The sequence below is a fragment of the Sphaerimonospora thailandensis genome (assembly GCF_016863115.1).
Classification (GTDB): Bacteria; Actinomycetota; Actinomycetes; order Streptosporangiales; family Streptosporangiaceae; genus Sphaerimonospora; species Sphaerimonospora cavernae.
Genome location: NZ_BOOG01000081.1, coordinates 1 through 16,186 on the forward strand (window position 1 = coordinate 1; position 16,186 = coordinate 16,186).

At 68.9% G+C, this 16,186-nt stretch carries 17 protein-coding genes and 3 pseudogenes; 11 read left to right on the forward strand and 9 right to left on the reverse strand.

All coding sequences use genetic code 11. The features are described from left to right. Positions 1–153: 153 nt before the first annotated feature. Positions 154–576 (forward strand): hypothetical protein, encoded by a 423-nt coding sequence (locus Mth01_RS27735; protein ID WP_204018919.1) that lies wholly within the window; start codon positions 154–156, stop codon positions 574–576. Between the two features lie 41 nt (positions 577–617). On the opposite strand, the gene Mth01_RS27740 is transcribed toward Mth01_RS27735, so the two are convergent. Together Mth01_RS27740 and Mth01_RS27745 are read right to left on the reverse strand one after the other, a co-directional pair. After that, a complete protein-coding gene (locus Mth01_RS27740; RefSeq protein WP_204018920.1) occupies positions 618–1,421 on the reverse strand; it encodes a fructosamine kinase family protein in 804 nt (267 codons plus the stop codon). Beyond that, a complete protein-coding gene (locus tag Mth01_RS27745; protein ID WP_204018921.1) occupies positions 1,408–1,866 on the reverse strand; it encodes a low molecular weight protein-tyrosine-phosphatase in 459 nt (152 codons plus the stop codon). The genes Mth01_RS27740 and Mth01_RS27745 overlap by 14 nt, the downstream gene beginning before the upstream one ends. Positions 1,867–2,043: 177 nt before the next feature. On the opposite strand from Mth01_RS27745, the gene pstS reads away from it, so the two are divergent. The 4 genes from pstS to pstB are packed head-to-tail and all read left to right on the forward strand — an operon-like array spanning position 2,044 to position 5,813. After that, positions 2,044–3,132, forward strand: a complete 1,089-nt coding sequence (gene pstS, locus Mth01_RS27750; RefSeq protein ID WP_204018922.1) for a phosphate ABC transporter substrate-binding protein PstS — start codon at positions 2,044–2,046, stop codon at positions 3,130–3,132. 5 nt (positions 3,133–3,137) lie between these two features. After that, entirely contained in the window at positions 3,138–4,148 is a 1,011-nt protein-coding gene (gene pstC / locus Mth01_RS27755) for a phosphate ABC transporter permease subunit PstC (protein ID WP_204018923.1), read from the forward strand. Beyond that, positions 4,145–5,032, forward strand: a complete 888-nt coding sequence (pstA, locus tag Mth01_RS27760) for a phosphate ABC transporter permease PstA (RefSeq protein WP_204018924.1) — start codon at positions 4,145–4,147, stop codon at positions 5,030–5,032. The genes pstC and pstA overlap by 4 nt, the downstream gene beginning before the upstream one ends. Positions 5,033–5,036: 4 nt before the next feature. After that, complete coding sequence (gene pstB, locus Mth01_RS27765; protein WP_204018925.1) at positions 5,037–5,813, forward strand: phosphate ABC transporter ATP-binding protein PstB; 777 nt, start codon at positions 5,037–5,039, stop codon at positions 5,811–5,813. On the opposite strand, the gene hisN is transcribed toward pstB, so the two are convergent. Continuing rightward, positions 5,810–6,595, reverse strand: a complete 786-nt coding sequence (gene hisN / locus Mth01_RS27770; protein ID WP_204018926.1) for a histidinol-phosphatase — start codon at positions 6,593–6,595, stop codon at positions 5,810–5,812. The genes pstB and hisN overlap by 4 nt on opposite strands. Positions 6,596–6,692: 97 nt before the next feature. On the opposite strand from hisN, the gene Mth01_RS27775 reads away from it, so the two are divergent. Next, complete coding sequence (locus tag Mth01_RS27775; RefSeq protein ID WP_204018927.1) at positions 6,693–7,145, forward strand: YiiD C-terminal domain-containing protein; 453 nt, start codon at positions 6,693–6,695, stop codon at positions 7,143–7,145. A 13-nt stretch (positions 7,146–7,158) separates the two neighbouring features. Here the strand turns inward: Mth01_RS27775 and Mth01_RS27780 are convergent, their stop codons facing one another. From Mth01_RS27780 to Mth01_RS27790, 3 genes are all read right to left on the reverse strand, one after another. After that, positions 7,159–8,070, reverse strand: coding sequence for an NAD-dependent epimerase/dehydratase family protein (locus Mth01_RS27780; RefSeq protein ID WP_204018928.1), 912 nt, complete (start codon positions 8,068–8,070; stop codon positions 7,159–7,161). An 81-nt stretch (positions 8,071–8,151) separates the two neighbouring features. Then, positions 8,152–8,418: a mycothiol system anti-sigma-R factor gene (rsrA, locus tag Mth01_RS27785; protein WP_204018929.1), complete on the reverse strand. Its 267-nt coding sequence runs from the start codon at positions 8,416–8,418 to the stop codon at positions 8,152–8,154. Continuing rightward, positions 8,415–9,056 (reverse strand): sigma-70 family RNA polymerase sigma factor, encoded by a 642-nt coding sequence (locus tag Mth01_RS27790; protein WP_204018930.1) that lies wholly within the window; start codon positions 9,054–9,056, stop codon positions 8,415–8,417. The genes rsrA and Mth01_RS27790 overlap by 4 nt, the downstream gene beginning before the upstream one ends. A 212-nt stretch (positions 9,057–9,268) precedes the next feature. Here Mth01_RS27790 and Mth01_RS27795 point away from each other — a divergent pair, with 212 nt between their 5' ends. Beyond that, positions 9,269–10,009 (forward strand): class I SAM-dependent methyltransferase, encoded by a 741-nt coding sequence (locus Mth01_RS27795; protein WP_204018931.1) that lies wholly within the window; start codon positions 9,269–9,271, stop codon positions 10,007–10,009. 72 nt (positions 10,010–10,081) lie between these two features. Here Mth01_RS27795 and Mth01_RS27800 read toward each other — a convergent pair whose 3' ends face one another. Both Mth01_RS27800 and Mth01_RS27805 read right to left on the reverse strand, forming a co-directional pair. Beyond that, entirely contained in the window at positions 10,082–10,417 is a 336-nt protein-coding gene (locus Mth01_RS27800) for a TraR/DksA family transcriptional regulator (protein WP_204018932.1), read from the reverse strand. A gap of 144 nt (positions 10,418–10,561) precedes the next feature. After that, a complete protein-coding gene (locus tag Mth01_RS27805) occupies positions 10,562–11,332 on the reverse strand; it encodes an SOS response-associated peptidase (protein ID WP_204018933.1) in 771 nt (256 codons plus the stop codon). Between the two features lie 74 nt (positions 11,333–11,406). On the opposite strand from Mth01_RS27805, the gene aroA reads away from it, so the two are divergent. The 4 genes and pseudogenes from aroA to Mth01_RS27820 form a co-directional block, all read left to right on the forward strand. After that, on the forward strand, positions 11,407–12,729 hold the full coding sequence (aroA, locus tag Mth01_RS27810) for a 3-phosphoshikimate 1-carboxyvinyltransferase (RefSeq protein WP_204018934.1): 1,323 nt from the start codon (positions 11,407–11,409) through the stop codon (positions 12,727–12,729). A gap of 64 nt (positions 12,730–12,793) precedes the next feature. Then, positions 12,794–13,834 carry a ribosome small subunit-dependent GTPase A gene (rsgA, locus tag Mth01_RS27815; protein ID WP_204018935.1) on the forward strand — a complete coding sequence of 347 codons (1,041 nt, stop codon included), beginning with the start codon at positions 12,794–12,796 and terminating at the stop codon, positions 13,832–13,834. A gap of 263 nt (positions 13,835–14,097) precedes the next feature. Further along, positions 14,098–14,369 (forward strand): annotated as a pseudogene (locus Mth01_RS30505) (transposase); the annotation flags it as partial. Between the two features lie 446 nt (positions 14,370–14,815). Beyond that, positions 14,816–15,295, forward strand: a pseudogene (locus tag Mth01_RS27820) (transposase); the annotation flags it as partial. A 574-nt stretch (positions 15,296–15,869) separates the two neighbouring features. Here the strand turns inward: Mth01_RS27820 and Mth01_RS29995 are convergent. Next, positions 15,870–16,186: pseudogene (locus Mth01_RS29995) on the reverse strand (IS1380 family transposase); the annotation flags it as partial.

Here is a 16,186-nt window from a genome sequence, read left to right on the forward strand (position 1 = left end):
ATGTGGGGTGGCCTTCACGCGTTTCCGGGGTGTTTCCATGGCGTGCCGACTACATCCCGCGGCGGATCCGCAGTAGCTCTCGGGGATGATGACGAAAGATGACCAGCTGATGAGGATGTGCTCCGAATCCGTTCACAAGGAAAGGCACATCTCATGCAGGAGGTCATCGCCACGGCGGCGCCGACGGACCAGTCGCGTGAAGTCTCCGCTGGTCTGCTTTACGGCCTGCGCATCCTGATCGTCGCTCAGGCGCTCGGACTCATGGCCGCCGCGTCCTTCGCCGGCCAGGCCGTCAACGGTGGGGAGGAACTCGCCGAGACGCACGTCATGGTCGGCATGGTGGTTCACCTGATCGCGCTGCTGCAGATCGTGGCGGCCGTCCTGGTCTGGCGGCCGGGCCGCGGCGCCGGTTGGCCCGCCCTGGTCAGCCTGGTTCTGTTCCTGGTCGGCATGGGCCAGCACTTCAGTTGGGAGATGCTCGGCACGCACGTCCCGAGCGGTCTCGTGCTGTTCGGCCTCACCGTGGCCTTGCTGCTCTGGTCCTGGTCCCCCCGCGCCGCCGTACGCCGCTCGTAGCCGTGTGCTCCGCTCCCCGGATGTGCGGAGCACCACGATGGTCACAGGGCGAGCACCTGGGCGGCCGCCGTCGTCAGGCTGCCGCGATACGCCTCGCCGTACAGGCAGACGTGGACGGCGAGCGGGTGAAGTTGGTGCAGGGGGACACGCTCGCGCCAGCCGTCCGAGAGCGGTGCCGCCTCACGGTATGCCCCGAGGATCGTGCTGAGATGCGGTGCGCCGAAGAGCGCGAGCATGGCGAGGTCGGTCTCGCGGTGGCCACCGTGCGCCGCCGGATCGATCAGCACGACCTGCCCGTCGGTCCAGAGCAGGTTGCCGTTCCACAGATCGCCGTGGATCCGGTTGGGTGGCTCGGCCGGTCCCGCGACCTCGGGGAGGTAGGCACAGGCATCCTCGATCAGCTCGACATCGACCGCGGACAGACGGCCGTCGTCCCGCGCGAGCCGTACGAAGGGGAGGACCCGGCGGGTGACGTAGAACGACGGCCAGTCGAGGGCGGCGGTGTTCTCCATGGGCAGTCGCGCGATGGTCCCGGGCCAGGGCGCACCGAAAGCCGGTGCGCCCGCCGCGTGCAGAGCGGCCAGCTCACGCCCGAACCGCTCCGCGGCCGCTGCCGTCGCCGGCCCGGTGTCGACCCATTCGAGGATCAGCGTGTCGGACGACACGCTGATCACCTCGGGTACGGCCACCACGCCGGGGTCGGCGAGCCACCGCAGGCCGGCCGCCTCCGAGGCGAAGGAGCAGGACCCGGTCCCCTTCTTGACGAAGACCCTCCGGCCTCCGTCGAGCACGGCTTCGTGAAGCGTCCAGGCGTGGCTCCCACCCAGGTCTCTAGTGATTTTCAAGATGCTTGGCCAGCCCTTCCGCCGCCGCCTCGATCATGCGGAGCACCTCGACGAACCCCTCGTGGCCGCCATAGTAGGGGTCGGGCACCTCGGCTCCGTCGGGAGCGGTGGGATCGAACGAACGCAGCATCCGCACGTCGGCGTCCGGGGGCGCGAGGCGGCGGACGCCGCGCAGGTTCTCCCGGTCCATGACGAGGATCAGGTCGCGTTCGGCGAACCAGGCGGGATCGAATTGGCGCGCCCGGTGTGCCGAGCCGTCGTACCCGTGCTCGGCGAGCGTCGCCAGCGCCCGCTCGTCCATGGGATTGCCGGCATGCCAGCCTCCGGTGCCCGCGCTGTCGACGACGACGTCGAGCCCACGGTCGGCGAACGTACGGCGCAGCACCACTTCGGCCATCGGAGAGCGGCAGATGTTGCCCAGGCAGACGAGACATACGCGTTTCATGGCTCCAATCGTCCCCCATGCCGGTGACGATCGGGCAGGGAGGCTCATCCGGCCCGCCAGAAGAGGGGGTGGAGATCGTCCCGGCTCATTCACCGCCCGTTCACCTTTACCAGGGCTTTGCTTTACTTTTACCGCCTAGCGTCCCTCTCGTTGACAGTGCAACTGAGAGGAACAACCGTGAAGTATGCGGGCCGGCTCGCCCTGACCGCCGTCGTCGCCGGCGTGCTTTCGCTCGCCGCGTGCGGCACCGATGACAACACCACCTCCAGGACGGCAGGGGAGCCGGTGTCGGGGGGGCCGGTGGGCACCGTCAACGCCGCCGGATCGTCCGCTCAGGCGAACGCGATGGCGGAGTGGAAGAAGGCGTTCCAGTCGTCGAATCCCGGGGCGAGCGTCAACTACCAGCCGAGCGGCTCCGGCGCGGGGGTGCAGGCGTTCATCCAGGGCACCGTGGCGTTCGCCGGTTCGGATTCGGCGCTGAGCGCCAGGGAGTCGGCCCAGGCGGACGCACGCTGCGGGACCGGGAAGGCGATCAACCTGCCCATGGTCACCGGCCCGGTGGCCGTCGTCTACAACCTGCCGGGTGTGGACGGCCTGCAGCTGTCTCCGAGGACGCTCAGCGGCATCTTCAACAGCGAAATCACCAAGTGGGACGACCCGGCCGTCAAGGCGGACAACCCTGAAGTGAAGCTGCCCTCCATCGCCATCCAGGCGTTCCACCGGTCGGACGAGTCGGGCACCAGTGACAACTTCACCAAATTCCTGAAGGCCACCGGCGACTGGCCGTACGAGGCGGAGAAGGCGTGGCCCGCTGAGGCGCGGGGCCAGGGCGCGAAGGGCTCGGACGGCATCGCCGCCGCGGTCAAGGGCACCGAGGGCGCGATCAGCTACGTCGAGCTGTCCTTCGCGGAGAACTCGCGGCTCCAGAAGGCCAAGGTCGCCAACGGCTCGGGTGAGTTCGTCGAGCTGACCCCGGAGAGCGCCGGCAAGACCGTCGAGGCCGCCGAGATCGTCGGCACCGGCAACGACCTCAAACTCGAGATCGACTACGGGACAAAGGTCGCGGGCGCCTACCCGATCGTGCTGGTGACGTACGAGATCACCTGTGAGAAGGGCCTGCCGGCCGCCGAGGCGAACCTCGTCAGGTCGTTCCTGGCCTACACGGCCGGCGATGAGGGCCAGCAGGCGCTCGGCGGCATCGGCTACGCTCCGCTGCCGCCCGGCCTTGTCGGCAAGGTCCGTACCGCCATCGACGCGATCTCCTGAGCACAATGGTCACGACATTCCGTACCAAACAGGGCGGCCAGAGCATCCACCAGGCCGTCCACCGGGCCGCTCGTCGGCGTGCCATCGGCGTCGGCGGCACCCGCGGTGACGGGCCGTTCCGGTTCGCGGTCACCGGGGCGGGCATCGCACTCCTGGCGACCATGGGCGCGATCGGGGTCTTTCTCGTCAGCACGGCGATCCCGGCACTCCGGGCGAACGCCGCGAACTTCCTGACCGAGCTCACCTGGCGGCCGAACGCCGCGGAACCGGCGTTCGGCATCGGTGCGCTCGCGTTCGGCACGGTGCTCAGTTCGTTCATCGCGCTGGTCATCGCCACCCCGGTGGCCGTCGGCGTGGCGCTGTTCATCTCCCATTACGCGCCTCGGCGGCTCGCGTCAGCGCTCGGTTACCTGGTCGATCTCCTGGCGGCGGTGCCGAGCGTGGTCTACGGGCTGTGGGGCATCGCCTTCCTGGTCCCGTTCATGCTCGGACCGTCGGAGTTCCTCAACCGCCACCTCGGCTGGATCCCGCTGTTCGGGGGCGACCAGGTGGTCGGCCGGAGCATGCTCACCGCGTCTGTCGTGCTCGCCATCATGATCCTGCCGATCATCGCCGCGATCTCCCGCGAGGTGTTCCTCCAGGTGCCCAAGGCGCAGGAGGAGGCGGCGCTCGCGCTCGGGGCCACCCGTTGGGAGATGATCAGGATGTCGGTGCTGCCGTTCGGCCGTCCCGGTGTCATCAGTGCCGCGATGCTCGGCCTCGGCCGTGCCATGGGCGAGACCATCGCCGTCGCCCTGATCTTCCCCGCGACGTTCACCATCTCGCTTCGCGTGCTCGGCCCGAGCGGAAACAGCATCGCCGCCAACATCGCCAACGGTTTCGGCGAGGCGACCGAGATCGGCCGGGGCGCACTCGTCGCCTCGGGGCTGGTCCTGTTCCTGATCACACTGTTGGTGAATATGGCCGCACGGTTCGTCGTCGCCCGGCGCAAGGAGTACGCGAGGGCGGCGGCATGATCGTACAGACCGGCATTCAGCCCATTTCAGTTGGCCGGCGGGCGAAAGACCGGATCATCCAGATGTTGATCTTCCTGGCCTTCGCCCTGGCGCTCATCCCGCTCGTGTCCGTGCTCTGGATGGTCGTCGGCAACGGCATGCAGCGTTTCGACCTGGAGTTTCTCACCCACTCGATGCGCGACATCGGGGCCAGGGACGTCGGCGGCGGTGCCTACCACGCGATCGTCGGGACGCTGGAACAGGTCCTGCTCGCCTCGCTCATCGCGATCCCCATCGGGCTGCTCACCGCGATCTACCTGGTCGAGTACGGCAACGGCGGGCGGTTGGCGAGAACCATCGGCTTCTTCGTGGACGTCATGACCGGCGTCCCCTCTGTCGTTTCCGGGCTCTTCGTCCTGGCTTTCTGGATCCTCGTGCTCGGCATGCCGTTCTCCGGCTTCGCCGGTGCGCTCGCGCTGTCGATCCTGATGATGCCGGTCGTGGTCAGGTCGGCCGAGGAGATGCTCCGCCTGGTGCCGCGCGAGCTGCGCGAGGCGTCGTACGCCCTGGGCGTCCCGCAATGGCGGACGATCGTCAAAGTGGTGCTGCCCACGGCGTCCACCGGCATCGTGACCGGCGTCATGCTGGCCGTCGCCCGGGTGGCCGGAGAGACCGCGCCGCTGTTGCTCACCGTCTTCTTCACCGACTCCATCAACAACGACCCGTTCCAGGGGCCGCAGATGGGTCTTCCGCTGTACGTCTTCGACCAGGCGGGCCGCCCGACCGACAGCGCGATCGACCGCGCCTGGACCGGGGCGCTCACGTTGATCCTGATCGTCATGCTGCTCAACCTGGTCGCACGCCTCATCGGATGGTGGCGGTCGCCCGCGAGGAGGAGGTCCTGACAACATGGCCAAGCAGATCGAGGTGTCGGATCTCGACGCCTACTACGGATCGCACAAGGCGATCGAGGGCATCACGATGACGATCGAGCCCCGGTCGGTCACGGCGTTCATCGGTCCGTCCGGCTGCGGCAAGTCGACGTTCCTGCGCACGCTGAACCGGATGCACGAGGTCATCCCCGGCGCCCGGGTGGAGGGCAAGGTCAGGCTCGAGGACCAGGACCTCTACGGGCCGGACGTGGACCCGGTCTCGGTCCGCCGGACCATCGGCATGGTGTTCCAGCGTCCCAACCCGTTCCCGACCATGTCGATCTTCGACAACGTGGCGGCCGGACTGCGGCTGAACGGGCGGGTCTCCCGTTCCGAGATCGAAGGCGTCGTTGAGGAGTCCCTGAAGGGCGCCAACCTGTGGAACGAGGTCAAGGACCGGCTCCACAAGCCGGGAGCGGGCCTGTCCGGCGGCCAGCAGCAGCGGCTGTGCATCGCGCGCGCGATCGCCGTACGACCGGAGGTCCTGCTGATGGACGAGCCGTGCTCGGCCCTCGACCCGATCTCCACACTGGCGATCGAAGACCTGATCGCGCAGCTCAAGAAGGACTACACGATCGTCATCGTGACGCACAACATGCAGCAGGCCGCCCGGGTCAGCGACCGGACCGCGTTCTTCAACCTGGCCGCCCAGGGACGGCCGGGCAGGCTCATCGAGATGGACGACACCTCAAAGATCTTCACGAACCCGGCCGAAAAGGCCACCGAGGACTACATCGCCGGCCGCTTCGGCTAGCGATGTGACAGACGCTTGAGCACCTCGTCGTGGAGGAGCCCGTTGGTGCAGACGAGGCTGCCGCTGTCGAGCGGCGAGGTGCCGTCCAGTGCGGTGCAGGTGCCGCCGGCCTCCTCGATGATGATCGTCAGCGCGGCCATGTCCCAGGGGGAGAGCTCGGGCTCGGCCGAAATGTCCACGGAGCCATCGGCGACCATCATGTGCGACCAGAAGTCCCCGTAACCGCGGGTCCGCCAGACTCCCCGGGTGAGATCGAGAAAGCTGTCGAGCCGGCCTTCCTTCTCCCATTCCTCCAGGTCCGAGAACGACAGGGAGGCGTCGTCGAGGCGGCCGACCGAGGACACCCGGCAGCGGGACGCCTTGGCGAGACTCCGTCCGGTCCAGGCGCCGCCATCCTTCGCCGCCCACCAGCGGCGGTTCAGCGCCGGTGCGGACACCATCCCCACCACGACCTGCCCGCGCTCCATCAGCGCGATGAGCGTGGCCCACACGGGGACGCCGCGCACGTAGTTCTTCGTGCCGTCGATGGGATCGACGATCCATGAGCGCATGCCGTACCCGGTCATGCCGTATTCCTCGCCCATGACCGCATCACGCGGGCGGGCGCGGCGCAGTGTGCCGCGGATGGCCTCCTCGACGGCCCGGTCCGCGTCGCTCACCGGTGTGAGGTCGGGTTTCGTGTCGACCTTCAGGTCGACGGCCTTGAAACGGCGCATCGTGATGTCGTCGGCGGCGTCCGCCATCACATGCGCGAGGTGCAGATCGTCGCTGTATCCCGTCACAAGCCCTCCCTTTCAAGTGCCCAAGGTACCGTGCCACTGTCGGGTCGCAGCAGAGCACAGTCGTGCCTTATTTCGTACTGATCGGTAATATCCGGGCATGGACATCGCGGCTTTCCTGCTCGACAGCGTGCCGTTCGCCCGGCTGCTCGACATCTCCTTCGACTCCGTCGGCTCCGGTACGGCTGTCGCACACATGCCCGACCGGGGCGACCTGCACAACCATGTCGGCGGGCCGCACGCGGGGGCCATGTTCACGCTCGCCGAGACGGCCTCGGGCGCGGCCATGCTGTCGGCGTTCGCGGACCAGCTCTCCAGGGCGGTTCCCCTGGCGAAGGCGGCCCGGATCGACTACCGCAAGCCGGCCAGGGGAGACGTGACCGCGTCCGCCACGCTCCAGGCCGACCCCGCCGAGGTCGTCGCACAGCTCGACGAGGGGAAGCGGCCCGAGTTCGACGTGGCCGTCGACATCCTCGACGCGGCCGGCGTCACAGTGGCGGGGTTGACCGTCACGTGGACTCTGAAGCCCAATCGCCCCGCGACGCGCTCCTGAACGGCGGCCGCGCTCAGCTTTCGCGGGCCCAGGCGATGGTGGCTTTGAGACCGGAGGGGAGGTCGTGCCTGGGGACCCAGCCGAGCCCGTCGAGGGCCGGGGCGGGGTCGACGGCCATGGCGGGCAGATCGCCCGGGCGCGGCGGCTCGAACCGCGGCTCGTCGGGGGCTCCGGCGGCTTCGGCGATCAGCGTGTGCAGCTCCCGATCGGTGGTCTGCACGCCGGTGCCGAGGTTGAACCGCCGCCCGTCGCCGGCGGTCCCGCAGGCGCGGACGAAGCCGTCGACCACGTCGTCGACGAAGACGTAGTCACGCGTCTGCGTGCCGTCGCCGTACACAACCGTGGGCTTCCCGCTGAGCAGCGCGTCAGTGAAGATCGCGACGACCCCCGCCTCGCCCTGCGGTGACTGCCGCGGGCCGTACACGTTGGACAGCACGAGAGCCGTGTACTCGAGCCCGTGCAGTGCCCGGTAGGTGGCCAGGTAGAGCTCGCCGCTGAGTTTCGAAGCGGCGTACGGCGAGCGCGGATCGGTGGGGGCGCCGCCTGGCACCGGGATCACCGCCGGCCTGCCGTACACGGCGACCGACGAAGCGTAGACCACCTTGCGCGCGCCGCCGCGCTTGGCGGCCTCCAGCACGTTGATCGTGCCCTCGATGTTCGCCCTGGCGTCGGTGCGCGGATCGGCCACGCTCCTGCGGACGCTGATCTGGGCGGCGAGGTGGCAGATGATCTCGGGCCGCCACGTCTGTGCGAGATCCACAAGCGCGGGGTCCCGTATGTCCATGACGTGCAGGGACGCGTGGGGGCTGCGGTTGTGTCCGGAGGAGAGGTCGTCCACCACCGCCACGTCGTGGCCGTCCGCCAGAAGCCGATCGACGAGATTGGATCCGATGAACCCCGTCCCGCCCGTGACCAGTGCCCGCATGTCCCCGCTCTTCCTTGAAGGTTCGACGGCAGATCTTAACCGCCGGGTAGGACATGCGGGCCTGCCCTGGACCGGTTCGGGTCAGTCGGCCAGCTCGGCGCGGATCTGCGCGATGCGGGACAGGACCTTGGCCCGAAGGTCCTCCGGGACGGGATCACAGCCGCATTTCCTGGCCACGAGCTGCTTGATGGCCTGCTCCAGGCCGTACTCCTCGAGGCAGGGTCCGCACTCGTCGAGATGCTGCCTGATCTCGGCGCATCCGCTGTTGTCCAGCTCGCCGTCGAGGTAGCTGTAGACACGGTCCAGTACGTCGCTACACGGCGTGTCATGATGGCGCCCGCAGCTCATCGCATCTCCTCCCCAAGCGACCCGCCGGGACCTCCGTCAGGCGAGTCCGCCCGCACGAGTCCGCGTTCACGCGCGTAATCGTGGAGCAGGGTTCGCAACTGCCGCCGTCCCCGGTGCAGGCGCGACATCACGGTCCCGATCGGAGTGCCCATGATGTCGGCGATCTCCTTGTACGGGAAGCCCTCGACGTCGGCGAGATAGACGGCGATCCGGAAATCCTCGGGAATCGCGGCGAGCGCGTCTTTCACGTCGCTGTCGGGCAGATGGTCCAGCGCCTCGATCTCGGCGGACTTGAGCCCTGTCGACATGTGTGACTCGGCCCGGGCGAGCTGCCAGTCCTCGATCTCCTCGGCGCCGGACTGCCTGGGCTCCCGCTGCTTCTTGCGATAGCTGTTGATGAAGGTGTTGGTGAGGATGCGGTACAGCCAGGCCTTGAGGTTCGTCCCCACCTGGAACTGGTGGAAGGACGCGAAGGCCTTGACGAAGGTCTCCTGCAGAAGATCCTCGGCATCCGCTGTGTTTCGGGTCATCCGGAGTGCCGCGGAGTAAAGCTGCTCGAGATACGGCATGACGTCGCGCTCGAACCGCTCACTGCGCTGCTCCAGAGTCTCCTCGGCCGTCTTGGCGACCGGACCCACCCCCTTCAGGACGCCGTACCCAGCCGAGGATACCGGCCCGGAGTACGGGGTCCGCGGTGGGACTTCTGGCAGCACCAACGTCTTCATGCCCAACTGCAACAGGGCGGGCGTAGAGTCTGTTCCCGGTGCAGTTTCAGGTGATGAACGTCCCCACACGGGGAAAGAAACCAAGTACCGGCTGGAGTCCGGTAACCGACGTCCAGGAGCCGCTCGTGCTGCCTATCCCGGCCAACGAACTCAACGGCTCGGGCACCCTCGGGCCCTATTGGACCTTCTATCACGCCGTGGTGGCCGAGCAGCTCAGGCAGTGGCTTCCCAAGCGCCCCTCCCTCCTGCTGGACCTGTCCGGCGGCCGCAGCCGGTGGCCTGCCCAGGCCGCCCGTGCCGGGCATCGGGTGATCGAGGTGATGGACTTCCGCCGGTCGGCCGAGCCCAGGCTCAGGGCGGCCTCCGAGCGGGTTCACAAGGTGCGCGCCGATGACCTGAGCTTTCTGCCGGACGAGTCCGTCGACGGGATAGTCGCCGAGCAGCGGGTCCTGTCGGTCGAGATCATGGCCGAGTCGGTCATGGAGGACGTGGCGCGCGTGCTCAAGCCCGGCGGCCGGGCGCTGCTGTGCGTCGACTCCCTGGTTCTCGGCATGGCGATCCTCGCCGAGCAGAACTACTGGGCCCACCTCTGCCAGACCGGGGAGGTCATGCTGGTCCCGTGGCCGGACGGCAGCATCACCCGGTGTTTCACCAGCGTCCAGATGCGCGAGCTGATCACCTCGGCGGGGTTGGAGACGGAGTGGATCCGCCCGCGTACCGTGCTGTCCCCGTCCACTGTCGATCACGTCCTGAGCTCGGAGAGCCGGTCGCTCGCCTGGCTGGTGCGCACCGAGTTGGAGTCCGAGGGCGACGGGGACGACACGGTCGGCATCCACCTGGTCGCCAGCGCCCGCAAGCCGCTCTGAAGCCCCCGTACGGCCGAAGGGACGGTGCTCAGCGGCGACGGTGCTCAGCGGCGACGGCTCAGCGGCGACGGCTCAGCGGCGACGGAGTTCGGCCCGCGACTGGCACTGGACGCACCGTGCCGCCTCGGGACGCGCCTCCAGCCTGCCATCCGGTACGGCCTTGCCGCAGTCGACGCACCGCCCGTAGCCGCCGTCCTCGAGCCGCTTCAGCGCGGCCAGCACCGCGGTGCGCTGCCGCGCGGCCACGTCGAGCATGGCCCGGGTCCGGTCGGAATCGGTGAGGTGGGCGCCTCCGTCAGCCGCCGACCTGTCCCGCAGGTCGACGCCATCCCCCTTGAGCACCCTGATGGACCTGTCAAGCTCCTGGAGCATGCCCTCCAGGCGCATGCGCACGGTCGCGTCGTCCACGAGTCCGCACCTCCGGGACGTATGGGGGAATCCGTCGAGGAGCCCCGGCCTCCTGACGGTTCGAGCCGGTTACCGGATGTAAATCGCTTTCCTCACGGATGCCCAGTTCATCGCCCGTTTACACCCCTCACCCGGTCGGGTGGGTCAGAAAAGCGCCCCCGCCTCCTCCGGCTCGCCGTCGAGCGGTTCGAGCAGCTCAGGACCGTTGTTCCGGACGTTGTTCACGGCGGTGGAGACCGGGTGCGCCCGCAGCCGGCCGGGGCCCGCCCGGAGCAGTGGCCCGGCGGACCCCAGCAGCCCGGAGGGGTCCTCGGTCCGCGGGTCGAGCCAGTCGGCCCAGCGGTCACGCTCGATCATCATCGGCATGCGGTCGTGGATCCGCCCCGCCTCGTCCTGCGCGGTGGTGGTGATCACCGTGCAGGTGCACAGCCACTTGAGCGGGTCGTCGTCCGCCCGCCCCGGGTCCTTCCAGAACTCGTACAGTCCGGCCATCGCGAGCACGCCGCCGTCCGCCGGATGGATGAAGTACGGCTGCTTCTTCTTGCCTTCGAGGGGCATCCACTCGTAGTAGCCGTCGGCCGGGATCAGGCACCGCCGCGAGGCGAACGCCCTGCGGAACGAAGGTTTCTCCGCCACGGTCTCCACACGGGCATTGATGAGGCGCGCGCCGATCGAGGGATCCTTCGCCCAACTCGGGACGAGGCCCCATCGCACGATCTGCAACTGCCTGACCGGGCGGTCCGACAGGCTCTCGCCCTCGATCTCCGGCACCCTGCTCATCACGGCATAGATCTTCTTGGTGGGTGCGACGTTGTAGTCCGGAGACAACTCCTGGTCGGGCACGCCGTCCATCTCGACCTGAAACTCCTCCAGCAATTCGTGCTTCTTCCGCGCAGACGCGTACCTACCGCACATGCCACAACTCTGCCATCCACAAAGGGATCACGCGCTTCCCCGCCGGAGGCGGGCGGGTCGATAAGCTTGCGAACATGGCCTCCGCACAGTCCGCACCACGTGATGACAAGCTGAACGGCACCGCGCCGTGCTGGCCCGCTCCGACGGCCACCGGGCCGATCGACGCGTCCGTACGCCTGCCCGGCTCCAAGTCGGTGACCAACCGTGCGCTGCTGCTCGCCGCGCTGGCCGAGGCCCCCGGCACGGTACGGCTCGCGCTGCGCAGTCGCGACGCCGATCTCATGGCGGCGGCGCTGCGGTCGCTGGGCACGGAGATGACGCCGTCGAACGACGGCGACGCCGGCGTGGACTGGTTGATCGTCCCTCATCCGATCAGAGGCGGTGTCTCGATCGACGTGGGCCTCGCCGGCACGGTCATGCGGTTCGTGCCGCCGGTGGCCGCGCTCGCCGACGGGCCGGTCTCCTTCGACGGCGATCCGCACGCGCGCAAGCGGCCGATGGGCTCGATCCTGTCGGCCCTGCGCTCGCTCGGCGCGACCGTCGACGGTGACGCGCTGCCGTTCACCGTACGCGGCCCGATCATCGGCGGCGAAGTGGTGATCGACGCGTCCGCCTCCTCTCAGATGGTCTCCGGCCTGCTCCTGGCCGCCGCCCGCTTCGAGAAGGGCGTCACCGTCCGGCACAGCGGCCCGCCGGTCCCGTCGATGCCGCACATCGCGATGACCGTGCACATGCTGCGCCAGGCCGGGGCGGAGGTGGACGACTCCGAGGCCGACGTGTGGCGGGTGCAGCCCGGCCCGCTCCGGGCCCGGCATGTCACGGTCGAGCCCGACCTTTCGAACGCGGCACCCTTCCTGGCCGCCGCTCTCATCACCGGCGGCACCGTGACCGTCCCGGACTGGCCGGCGGAGACCACCCAGGGCGGCGACCGGCTGCGCGGCCTGCTCGCCGACATGGGCGCCGACGTCACCCTGCTACCTGAGGGCCTGCGGGTGACCGGCACCGGCGGGGTGCGGGGCATCGACGTGGACCTGCACGACGAGAGCGAGCTGACCCCCACGATCGCGGCGCTCGCGGCGCTCGCCGACGGGCCGTCCCGGATCAGCGGCGTGGCCCACATCCGCGGACACGAGACCGACCGCATCGCCGCGCTCGCCACCGAGATCAACCGTCTGGGCGGCGACGCCCGCGAGACCGACGACGGGCTGGAGATCCGGCCGAGACCGCTGTCCGGTGGAGTCTTCCGCACCTACGAGGATCATCGGATGGCGACCGCCGGGGCCGTCGTCGGCCTGGCCGTACCGGGTGTCGAGGTGGAGAACATCGCCACCACGGCGAAGACGCTTCCCCGGTTCGCCCAGATGTGGACCGAGATGCTGGACGGGACCGCCCAATGAGACGGGGCGCGGTGGGTCGCGGCACGGGCCGTACGGCAGTCGCGCCCGCGAGGGGGCGCGGGCGCTGAGCAGGCGGCGGCACTACGACGAGGACGACGTCAGGGTCAGGCCGGGCAAGGGGTCCCGCCCTCGGACGCGGATCCGCCCTGCTCACAAGGGCGCCGTGGCGGGCTTCGTCGTCGCCGTCGACCGCGGGCGGTACACCTGCCTGATCGGTCACGACGGTGCGGTCCCCGGGGACGGCGACCGTCCTGCCGGCCGGCCCGAGCCGGTTCTCGTCGTCGCGATGAAGGCCCGTGAGCTGGGACGCAAGGGCATCGTCGTCGGAGACCGCGTGGCGCTCGTGGGCGACGTGAGCGGTCAGCCCGACACGCTCGCCCGGGTCGTGCGGGTGGAGGAGCGCCGTTCGGTGCTGCTGCGCAGCGCCGACGACACCGAGGACGGTGTGGAGCGCCCGGTCGTGGCCAACGCCGACCAACTCGTCATCGTCACCGCGCTCGCCGATCCGCCGCCCCGCCCCCGGATGATCGACCGGCTGCTGGTCGCGGCGTTCGACGCGGACATCGAGCCGCTGCTGTGCCTGACCAAGGCCGACCTCGCTCCGGCCGACGACCTGGTGTCGCACTATGAGCCGCTCGGCGTGCCGTACGTCGTGGTCGCCAAGGGCGGCCCGCTCGACGCGCTGCGCGAGCGGCTGACCGACCGGATCAGCGTGCTGGTGGGGCATTCCGGTGTCGGCAAGTCGACCCTGGTCAACGCGCTGGTGCCGCATGCCCGGCGGGCCGTGTCGCACGTCAACGCGGTCACCGGCCGGGGCAGGCACACCTCGACGTCCGCGGTCGCGCTGGAGTTGCCGGAGGGCGGCTGGATCATCGACACCCCCGGGGTACGCGGGTTCGGGCTGGCCCACGTGTCGGTGGAGACCGTGCTCGCCTCCTTCCCCGACCTGATCGAGACCACGGTCGACTGCCCGAAGGGCTGCACCCATCTGGGCGACGACTGCGCACTGGACCGCCTCGTCGCCGAGGGCCATGCCGAGCCGGCCCGGCTGGAGTCGCTCAGACGTCTGTTGACCAGCCGCGAGGGCACCTCCGACGACGACTGACCGCCGCGCGTGTTCCGGCGCCATCTGGGCCAGGGCCGGGGTCGTTGCAATCTTCTGTATGGTCTGATCCGCTGCAGGTGATTAGACGGATGATTGAGCCGGAGCCAGAGTTCGAGCCAACTGGATTGGCCTGAAGATCAGTGCCCTACGGGTCGCGGTTGCCCGAGTCGTTTACCTGAGCATTGAAGCCTTGTCATGCCCAATCCCTCGGCCTGAGCCGCTCCGGGTCTGATGGAGGCTCGATTCCCTGAGAGGATCGAGTCATGGCACGTCCTTCCCCCTACCCGGCCGAGCTTCGCCAGCGCGGTGCGCATGGTCGCTGAGATCCGCCCGAACTACCCGACCGAGTGGGCTGCGATGAAGGCAGTTGCGGCGAAGCTGGGGCGTCGGCGCGGCTGAGACGGTGCGCACATGGGTGCGCCGGGCCGAAATCGACGCAGGCCAGCGGCCGGGGACGACTACGGCGGAGGCTGAGGAGATCAAGCGGCTGCGTGCGGAGGTCACTGAACTGCGGCGTGCAAATGAGATCTTGAAGCCTGTACGGCGCCCGCCGTGGCAAGACGATCCGCACCACCGTGCGCGACGACGGCCATGAGCGTGCCGCCGACCTGCTGCAGCGGGACTTCACCGCCATGCACCCGAACCAGCGCTGGGTTGGGGACTTCACGCATGTGATGACCTGGGCCGGGGTGGTGTACGTATTAGTTACGTGGAATCAGATCTGGAGGCGTGTCGTCCTCAGTCGGGTGATCTCGGCTCGATAGCGTCGCGGGGAGCAGCTGACCTTGATGACTCAGCGGTTGGCCGAGCGCCGTGAAGCTCTCCGTTCGCCGGAGATTTGTTCACGTCCTGGGAGCTGGTGTGCGGGCGATCTAGACCTGTCGCTGGTACAGGTGAGATCGATGTGACAAGAGACGGCCACTCCGTAATCCTTCGATTCGCTCATATCAACACGAAGGGGACGAAGTGGCCGTCAATGACATTGTGCCCGCTGTCGGGGAGTACTTCGAAGACACCCTGGCCGCGGCGAGCCCGGACCTGCTGCGCACGATGATCCGGGAGTTCGCGCAGCGGATGATGGACGCCGAGGTCGAGCAGATCTGTGGCGCCGGCTACGGCGAGATCAACGACCAGCGCCTCAACACCCGCAACGGCTACCGGGCGCGGCCATGGGACACCCGGGCCGGGTCGATCGAGCTGGCCGTGCCCCGCCTGCGGTCCGGCTCGTACTTTCCCGAGTTCCTGCTGGACAAGCGCCGCCGGGCCGAGCGGGCGCTGACCCAGGTGGTGGCGACCTCCTATCTTTTGGGCGTGTCGACGCGGCGGGTGGAGAAGCTGGCCGAATCGATGGGCATCACCTCACTGTCGAAGTCGCAGGTGTCGGCGATGGCCGCCGAGCTGGACGAGATGGTGGAGGCGTTCCGGTCCCGGCCGCTGGACGGCGGGCCCTATACCTTCGTGTGGATCGGGCAGGAGCCACAGGCAGTACCGCATCGTCTGCGGCTCGGCCCTGGCCAACTCGCTGTCGTCATACAGGCCCAGCAGCCGGGTCCAGGCGTCCAGATCAGCGGCGATATTGGCCGCCAGCACCCACCCGACATTCACGTTCCAGGATTTGGACGGCAAGTTACGCAAGCCCATGGCCTTGTTCGTGCGCACCCGGTCCTCCACTGCGGCGTGGGCGCGATGGAGCACGTCAATGAACTGCGCCTGGTGGCTGCCGGGCACGCCGCGCATCCCTCGCGGGCCGAAGTTCGTGGCGATGATCGAGTATTTCCACCCGGTGTTCTTCTCCAGCGCGGTCAGGTTGGCCTTGTGCCGGGCTGAGGGTTTGACCCGGCGGACCAGTAGGCGCACCTTCCAGTCGGCGGCGCGGGTGTTGAGGCCGGCCAGTTCGGCGACGCCGGCCTGGGGGTGCACGGTGCCGTCCTGGCGTAGCGCCGCATCCCAGGTCTTCTTGAACGTCGCCGCCGCCCCTTCCTTGGGTGAATGCGCGGTGATGAGCGTGGCGTCAGGTCGATGACGACCCATCCGGTCAGCACCTTCCCCGCCACGACCAGCCAGGGGAAACCGCGCCGGTGGCCTCGATCAACGCCCAGACGTGCTTGCGGACCTTCGCCCGCGCCCGTGCGATCCGCCGGGCCAGTACCGCATCGGCCCCGACCGCCTCCAGCGTGCGGCGGACCGTCGAGTCCGACGGCGGCGCGCCGAACACCTCAGCCTGATGGGCCAGCACGCTGATCTGCCGCATGCTGGTCGCGCCGAGCACGATCGCCACCGCGAGCTGGACCAGTACCACGCCCCGGTCGCACAGCGGACCGGCTCCCCGCCGGGCGAACACCGCCCCGAGCT